Here is a 6,360-nt window from a genome sequence, read left to right on the forward strand (position 1 = left end):
AAGCGCTTCGACTTCAAATGCCCCATCGAGGTGATGGGAGAGGTCATGCAAAATGCCATGGCGATGCGGCATGATGCTCCGGCTTCAATTCAATAACCGTGTTGCACTCAGCTCCTGCAACCGCCTACATTTATGCTTTTTCGGCTTAATATATTATTTGCGTGTATTTGAGACGTGTATTAAGTACACGGCTTGTCCAAATATAGAGCCGATTATAGGAGCTTTATATGGAACAGTCTGGCGTAGTGGGGCTTAGCGCTGATGGAAAGCCTGAACGAATAAACGACGCGCGCTGTGCGCCGTTCTGCACTCAACTCGTCCTGGCGGAGATGTGCGGCCTCGAGGAGATTACCGAGGACGTGGTGCGCGGCTGGGTCGAAACCCGAACGATCCCCACCGTGAAGATCGGGCGTCGTCGGGTGATCAATCTCCATCGCATTCGCAGCGACCTGGATCAGGGCAAGACGGTCTTCAGCGCAGGGGACTACGCGAATGAATAGGACGACTGCCCATCAGCTGCTGTTGCTTCTGCGGAGGATTCGCTACTCGGATCCGGATCGGGCGTTCGCACAGTTCATGCGCTTTACCGGTTATGTGGATGCGTTGCAGGACACGGGCGCCTATGAAGCAGAGACGTTGCGGCGCCTCGATCAGCTCGGGCTTAACGCGTTTGCGCAGCGCCGTGGCCGGAATCTTGTGGGGGAGTGATGAAAGGAAATGTCCTGAATTTTCGCAGGCGCAGGGAGTTGCGCCTGCTCTGCCTGCTGGTGCCGTCGTCCACGGGATCACTGCATGCGGTGCCTGTCACGACGCTGAGGGCACGCGCACCCTGGGTCGATGTTCAAGGGCGCTGGGGCTTGGCGTTACCTGCCGGCCTCTACCTGCGCGAGACCTTCGCTCGGAAGCCGCACGGGTGGTCGGGCAGGGAAGGGGGCCAACAGTTGGGGAGTGAGATGAACCGACGCTTCTCTTCATGCGGCGCAGATTTGGAATTACCGCCTCCTCACTGCAGGAAGTGCGCTACCAAGTCAGAAAACTGATCCGGACTCCTGGCTCCCAGTCGGATCTGCCAGCCCTACGCCGTCGCGTGGTCACTGCATGAGCAGTTGGTGGTGCGTCGCGGGGGAGGGCGGGAGTGAAGGCCAGTGATCAGGAGAGGGAAGGGCCCGGCGCCCTATGACGTGGGCTCCGAGCGGGGGAAGGTGAAAGGCGGCGCTAGGCCTAGGAGGGCGGGGCGATCAGCCCGTCGTGTTCGGGGCTGGTTTGCCCCTGGTCCGGCTTCACCCCTCTGCTATCACGCAGAAGGCGCGTCATCCGGGCTGATGTGCCCGTTCTCGGGCTCCGTGCGCCCGGATATCAGCCAGAGCGCGAACTGTGGATAAGCCTCGGCCAGGATCCCCACTTCGTCGGTGCTGATCCTGATCTTGCCGCCGCTGATGTTCCGCCAGCGTTCGTAGTTCTTGCCCCCGAGCTCGCTCAAGTGCTTCGGTCCTACAGCCCGAATCAGTTGAAGTGCTCTGTTTCTTACGGCGTCCATTGAGTTTTCTCGGCTTGAGTAACCTTTACTCAAGAGCAACAGTGCCCTAGATTGCTTTGAGTATCTATTACTCGTGATGGCTTAGAGTGGCCGATTATAGGGTGTCTGTATGGAACAGTCTGGAGTAGTGAGGTTCAGCAAGGGCGCAAAGCCCGAGCGAATGAGCGATTTCCGCTGTGCGCCGTTTTGCACGCAGCTGGTGCTGGCTGAAATGTGCGGCATCGAGGAGATCACCGAAGACGTGGTGCGCGGCTGGGTAGAGAGCAACACCATCCCCACCGTGAAGATCGGCCGGCGCCGCGTCATCAACCTGCATCGCATCCGCCTCGACCTGGAGAGCGGCAAAACAGTGTTCAGCGCGGGGGACTACGCCCAATGAAAGCCATCAACGTTCAACTGCGCATGCTCCTCAAGGCCATTCGCTACGCCGACTCGGAGCGCTCGCTCGCCTACTACATCCGCATGGGCGGCTACCTAGACGCCCTGCAGGACACAGGCACCTTCGACACCGCCGAAATCAAGCGCCTCGACCGCCTCGCCTTCAACGCCTACACCCAGCGCACCAGCCGACATAACCGGGAACTCATATGAACAAGGCCGTTCACCCACAGCAGGCGCGCCCCGCACTGCGCCTGCTCTGCATCCTCACCCCCACGCCCTACGGCCAATGGCGCCCCGTCCCAGCCGCCACCCGCCGCCCCCGCGCGCCCCGTGCCGATATCCGGGGGCGCTGGGGCTATGTGCTGCCGGAGGAGCTTTATATGCGGGAGGTGTGGATAAGGGCGCCGCACGTGTCGTGGCGGCGATTCGTCGCGCAGCACGGCGCCTTTGGCGCCGAGGTGAGTTGAGCCGATCAACCGAACGGAAGATCAAGAGGTGAGAAGAGCAGGCTGGCGAATTTACCCCCCTTCAGCGTTATGATCCCGGCGCTTCACTATTTGACTCATAGCGAGTGCAACGCTGTCCTCGCTTCGGGCTGATGCCCAGAACACACCCAAGGAAGGAACTTGGAACATGCCTGTGCTGCAGATTGAGTCCTGGTCCGATGACGTGGCGTGGGCCTCAGTGAATGGCTGGAATCTGGAGGCCTTTGTTCAGCGGTTATCCCTGTGCTCCACACTGCGGGGCACAGAATTGAAACGCCTCGCTCGCGCCATACGAAAGAGAGAGATCGAACAGATCGAAGTCACCAGCGTGGAAGCGGCGGGCGCGCTTATACACACGCTGGAGTCACTTGGGGCAACGATCAGGCTGAATGATTAGCCCGTGTGGCTGTAACTCTGGCGACTGCTGATCCTTTGGCTGTGTTGCACGGCGACAGAAGACAGAGCCCGCAGTTGTATCAATCTGCGGAGTCACCAATCCCGCTCTCTTAACCCCTCCATACACTCCTTCACATCATCATCAATCACGTTCCCGGGTTTGATGCATTCCTTCATCGGCTTCCGCGTGCCGCGATTAGCCTGGCGCTCGGCTTGCTCCTGCATTTTGAGATTGCTGCGTGCCGCGTCACCCATAGGGCCATCGGAGCCTGCGAAGAACTCCATCACGGTTCGATCAATGGCGTGGCCAATCTGTTTGGCATAGGGCTGCACGGCCTCGCCGGCTCGAGTGGCCAGAGGTTTTGACTCATCAGCGGAGGAGGGCAGCGCGAGGGCCGCAAGTAGGAAGGTGAGGGCGAGGGATGCTGCTTTCATCGTTACCGCTCCTTGGTTTGGTCAGGCTCACTGTCAGGGCTCTACGCCTAAGGTATGTCCCCAGGGTATTTACGGCTAATGGGGGACCGCGCTAGTGTCCGTCATAGCGTTTTGCCACGAATGGAATCGGATTGGAGCATGGCATGGCACGCCGCCGCAAAACCTCCCTGTTTGACGACCTCTTCACCCTCGCCACCTTGCTGCCCTGGTGGGTAAGCCTGTTGGTTGCGTTCGTGTCCTGGTACTTGCTCCACGGATACGCCACCAGCCCAATCCTCCCTGTCGACCCGCACAGACCCGATATGACCGGTGCCATGTTCCGGGGTCTCGCTATGGCGCTCCAGTACATCGTGCCTGTCATCTTTGCTCTCGGTGCTGTTGGCTCTGTTACCGGGCGTGCCAAGCGCAAAAAGCTGAGTGAGTAAAACTGAAATCTAAATAATTATGGAGTTGCGATGGAACTGATCAAGCTAAGTATCTTAGGGTTGTTTGGGCATTTTAATCATGTCGTCCCGTTTAAAGATGGGCGGATAACAATCGTGACTGCTCCTAACGGATATGGAAAGACGGTTTGCTTAAAAGTGATAGATGCGATCTTTAATAGACGTCTCTCCTATCTTTGTGATCTTCAGTTTAGGGAGGTTGTTCTGGAGACATCGGATGGCGATCTGAGAGTCTCAAAGGACATGGAGCGATCTCCTAACTCACTTAGTCTTAGTCATAGTCATTTCTCAGGCACGCATGAGTATGAAAGAGACTATGAGTTTTCTAAAATTAAAAAAATGTCAATCCATGGTATAGATGTTCATGTGCCATTTCTGCATCGTATAGGACCTAGGGAGTGGGAAGATCACCGAACTGAGGAGGTATATACTTTCGAAGAGGTGGTGGAGAACTTTTCAGAGTATTTGCCGGACGAATTTACAACAAAAAACTATCCAGAATGGTATGTGTCTTTCAGTAGTTCGCTAAAGGCGCATTTTATTCAGGATCAGCGACTTATTCAGCGTAAGGCGAGCTCCAACAAAGGAAAGCGCCGAGGGTTTGTTGACACAATTGAGAAGTATGCTGATGAGCTTTCGGAGTTAATAAAGGAGTCAGGGTACAGGTCTTCACATGTGTCTCAGCAGCTAGATACAACTTTTCCTGTGCGGCTTTTGAAAAAAGATTACTACTTTAAATCTATGAAGGCTGATGAGTTAAAGTTAGAGTTGCGGCAATTACAGGCTAAAAGAACTGACTTGTCTGCTTTTAATCTTTTGTCCTCAGAAGAGCATCTGCTTCCGTTGCAAGTGCTGAATGAAATTAAAGATGAGGACAGGAAGGTGCTAACGCTTTATGTGCAGGATACATATAGTAAGTTGGCCGCCTATGATGATATATACAAAAAAATACAGTTGTTCTCTAGTATTCTAAATGGTAAGAGGCTTTCTTTTAAGAAGATAAAAATAGACGCAGAGAAAGGCTTCCATTTTGAAACAGATGAGAATCGGCCTCTGAAGTTAACGCAGCTTTCTTCTGGTGAGCAGCACCAAGTAGTGTTGCTATATGAGTTGATATTTAAGACAGAGAAAAATGTTCTTGTGCTCATAGATGAGCCGGAAATATCTTTGCATGTGGCATGGCAAAAGGAATTTCTGAAGGATTTGCAAGAAATTATAAAGATACAGAATATGCCTGTTGTAATCGCTACTCATTCGCCACAGATCATTGGAGGCAACTGGGACCTCACGGTCGATCTGGAAGATGGTGTTTTGGCATGAGAAAATATATCGATTCAACTGATAAGAAAAATGAAATCAGGCTGCTTTTTAAACATCCACTATATAAAGATAAATTCATAGTTGTGGTTGAGGGGTTCTCGGACGTAAAGCTATTTAGAAAGCTGTTTGAGGCAAAATCTGTAGAGCTAGAGTCTGTAGACGGAAAGAAAGAACTGTTGAGGGTAATGCAGGAGCTCTCGCTTGAGTTTCCCACACGTGTTCTAGGTATTTGTGATGCGGACTATGATCATTTATCTGGCGTGGCAAGTAGCTATGAAGGCTATGGAGTATATGTAACGGATTTGCATGATGCAGAGATGATGATGTTGTCTTCACCGGCATTGTCATCTTTTGTAGATGAGTACACCAGTTCTACATACCTGAGCATGTCACGTGAGCAAATGTTTGGTTCCGTGATCAAGGGGGGGAGTGTTATTGGAGTTTTGCGGTGGCTGAACTCTGAGCATGATTTGGGTTTGAGGTTTAAGGGTTTAAATTACTCTGTATTTTGTTTTGTTAATGAGTTTGATGTTGAGGTGGATAAAAATAGATTAATTGATGAGCTGATAAAGCGTAGCAAAGATATTTCAGCACATGTGACAAAGGAGTTTATTCTGAGAGAATTTGATATTTTTTCGAAGAAGGAAGCATGCAACTACCAAGTATGCTGTGGGCATGATGTGGCTAATATTGTTGCTCTAGTTTATAGGCAGAAAAATATTTCTACTGAAACAAATATGGACTACAGGAAGGTCGAGGCATCGCTGCGTTTGAGCTATGGAATGCAGTATTTTATGAGTACCAAGCTGTGTAGGCATGTTGCAGATAAACTTAGAGTGTTTAGCGGGGCGGATTTTTTGGGAGGCGCCATATGACTCTCTTTAGTATTTCTTGTGGTTTGGAGAAAGTATATTGGGCTTAGGTTTTTTTTGATCTTTGAGCTTTATTAGTAAGTGATTAGCCCCCGCTATATGTGGGGGCTTTATTTTTATTTGGCCTTTTAGTGGGCCAGCACATAGATTTTTTTGTTGCTTTTATTGAGTGAATTTCTGCTGGTGTTGATTTTTATGGCTAGTCCACCAGTGGAATACCTAGGCCTCTTTTGAAATTACTATTCGTCGACACAGAGGAATAGTTTGTGCCGATTTCCCAAAGTATTCTAGGTACTGATGCCGGTTTTCATCGGCAGTTATAAGCGTACGTTTCGGTACTCGAATCTCATCTTTGCAGCTCCCTCTTTGACCGGCCAATGGCAACATAACCCCTTTCGGATCGTAGGAGCACTTAGATGCTCACTTGCTCCCCCCCCCCTGAAGTCATCCCGCTCGCCTAAACCCCCGCCACACCACTCCCACCCTTACCT

General features: G+C 51.8%; 11 protein-coding genes. 9 read left to right on the forward strand and 2 right to left on the reverse strand.

The genetic code is table 11. The features are described 5' to 3' along the window. Positions 1 to 227: 227 nt before the first annotated feature. Positions 228 to 500 carry a DNA-binding protein gene (locus tag DMX10_RS31545; protein ID WP_111264789.1) on the forward strand — a complete coding sequence of 91 codons (273 nt, stop codon included), beginning with the start codon at positions 228 to 230 and terminating at the stop codon, positions 498 to 500. Continuing rightward, positions 493 to 708 carry a hypothetical protein gene (locus DMX10_RS31550; protein WP_021220417.1) on the forward strand — a complete coding sequence of 72 codons (216 nt, stop codon included), beginning with the start codon at positions 493 to 495 and terminating at the stop codon, positions 706 to 708. The genes DMX10_RS31545 and DMX10_RS31550 overlap by 8 nt, the downstream gene beginning before the upstream one ends. Before the next feature lie 586 nt (positions 709 to 1,294). Here the strand turns inward: DMX10_RS31550 and DMX10_RS31555 are convergent. Next, a complete protein-coding gene (locus DMX10_RS31555) occupies positions 1,295 to 1,480 on the reverse strand; it encodes a DNA-binding protein (RefSeq protein WP_236205832.1) in 186 nt (61 codons plus the stop codon). A 166-nt stretch (positions 1,481 to 1,646) separates the two neighbouring features. Here DMX10_RS31555 and DMX10_RS31560 point away from each other — a divergent pair, with 166 nt between their 5' ends. The 4 genes from DMX10_RS31560 to DMX10_RS31575 all read left to right on the forward strand — a co-directional run bounded on the left by DMX10_RS31560 (position 1,647) and on the right by DMX10_RS31575 (position 2,800). Next, complete coding sequence (locus DMX10_RS31560; protein WP_111264791.1) at positions 1,647 to 1,916, forward strand: DNA-binding protein; 270 nt, start codon at positions 1,647 to 1,649, stop codon at positions 1,914 to 1,916. Continuing rightward, positions 1,913 to 2,128 carry a hypothetical protein gene (locus tag DMX10_RS31565; protein WP_111264792.1) on the forward strand — a complete coding sequence of 72 codons (216 nt, stop codon included), beginning with the start codon at positions 1,913 to 1,915 and terminating at the stop codon, positions 2,126 to 2,128. The genes DMX10_RS31560 and DMX10_RS31565 overlap by 4 nt, the downstream gene beginning before the upstream one ends. Beyond that, positions 2,125 to 2,385 (forward strand): hypothetical protein, encoded by a 261-nt coding sequence (locus tag DMX10_RS31570; RefSeq protein ID WP_111264793.1) that lies wholly within the window; start codon positions 2,125 to 2,127, stop codon positions 2,383 to 2,385. Before DMX10_RS31565 ends, DMX10_RS31570 begins: the two co-directional genes overlap by 4 nt. A gap of 166 nt (positions 2,386 to 2,551) precedes the next feature. After that, on the forward strand, positions 2,552 to 2,800 hold the full coding sequence (locus tag DMX10_RS31575; RefSeq protein ID WP_111264794.1) for a hypothetical protein: 249 nt from the start codon (positions 2,552 to 2,554) through the stop codon (positions 2,798 to 2,800). 92 nt (positions 2,801 to 2,892) lie between these two features. Here the strand turns inward: DMX10_RS31575 and DMX10_RS31580 are convergent, their stop codons facing one another. Then, positions 2,893 to 3,234, reverse strand: a complete 342-nt coding sequence (locus tag DMX10_RS31580; protein ID WP_111264795.1) for a hypothetical protein — start codon at positions 3,232 to 3,234, stop codon at positions 2,893 to 2,895. Between the two features lie 143 nt (positions 3,235 to 3,377). Here DMX10_RS31580 and DMX10_RS31585 point away from each other — a divergent pair, with 143 nt between their 5' ends. The 3 genes from DMX10_RS31585 to DMX10_RS31595 are packed head-to-tail and all read left to right on the forward strand — an operon-like array spanning position 3,378 to position 5,872. Next, on the forward strand, positions 3,378 to 3,659 hold the full coding sequence (locus DMX10_RS31585; protein WP_146603110.1) for a hypothetical protein: 282 nt from the start codon (positions 3,378 to 3,380) through the stop codon (positions 3,657 to 3,659). A 30-nt stretch (positions 3,660 to 3,689) separates the two neighbouring features. Beyond that, positions 3,690 to 4,997, forward strand: coding sequence for an AAA family ATPase (locus DMX10_RS31590; protein WP_111264797.1), 1,308 nt, complete (start codon positions 3,690 to 3,692; stop codon positions 4,995 to 4,997). Beyond that, a complete protein-coding gene (locus DMX10_RS31595; protein ID WP_158545643.1) occupies positions 4,994 to 5,872 on the forward strand; it encodes a DUF4435 domain-containing protein in 879 nt (292 codons plus the stop codon). The genes DMX10_RS31590 and DMX10_RS31595 overlap by 4 nt, the downstream gene beginning before the upstream one ends. Positions 5,873 to 6,360 lie beyond the last annotated feature (488 nt).

Origin of the sequence: Pseudomonas sp. 57B-090624 (genome assembly GCF_003234055.1) — a bacterium.
Classification (GTDB): Bacteria; Pseudomonadota; Gammaproteobacteria; order Pseudomonadales; family Pseudomonadaceae; genus Metapseudomonas; species Metapseudomonas tohonis.

What these genes read in the sequence shown, in the direction of transcription:
- DMX10_RS31545 (WP_111264789.1), top strand. Translation starts at nt 228, where the DNA reads ATGGAACAGTCTGGCGTAGTGGGGCTTAGCGCTGATGGAAAGCCTGAA.
- DMX10_RS31550 (WP_021220417.1), top strand. Translation starts at nt 493, where the DNA reads ATGAATAGGACGACTGCCCATCAGCTGCTGTTGCTTCTGCGGAGGATT.
- DMX10_RS31560 (WP_111264791.1), top strand. Translation starts at nt 1,647, where the DNA reads ATGGAACAGTCTGGAGTAGTGAGGTTCAGCAAGGGCGCAAAGCCCGAG.
- DMX10_RS31565 (WP_111264792.1), top strand. Translation starts at nt 1,913, where the DNA reads ATGAAAGCCATCAACGTTCAACTGCGCATGCTCCTCAAGGCCATTCGC.
- DMX10_RS31570 (WP_111264793.1), top strand. Translation starts at nt 2,125, where the DNA reads ATGAACAAGGCCGTTCACCCACAGCAGGCGCGCCCCGCACTGCGCCTG.
- DMX10_RS31575 (WP_111264794.1), top strand. Translation starts at nt 2,552, where the DNA reads ATGCCTGTGCTGCAGATTGAGTCCTGGTCCGATGACGTGGCGTGGGCC.
- DMX10_RS31580 (WP_111264795.1), bottom strand. Translation starts at nt 3,234, where the DNA reads ATGAAAGCAGCATCCCTCGCCCTCACCTTCCTACTTGCGGCCCTCGCG.
- DMX10_RS31585 (WP_146603110.1), top strand. Translation starts at nt 3,378, where the DNA reads ATGGCACGCCGCCGCAAAACCTCCCTGTTTGACGACCTCTTCACCCTC.
- DMX10_RS31590 (WP_111264797.1), top strand. Translation starts at nt 3,690, where the DNA reads ATGGAACTGATCAAGCTAAGTATCTTAGGGTTGTTTGGGCATTTTAAT.
- DMX10_RS31595 (WP_158545643.1), top strand. Translation starts at nt 4,994, where the DNA reads ATGAGAAAATATATCGATTCAACTGATAAGAAAAATGAAATCAGGCTG.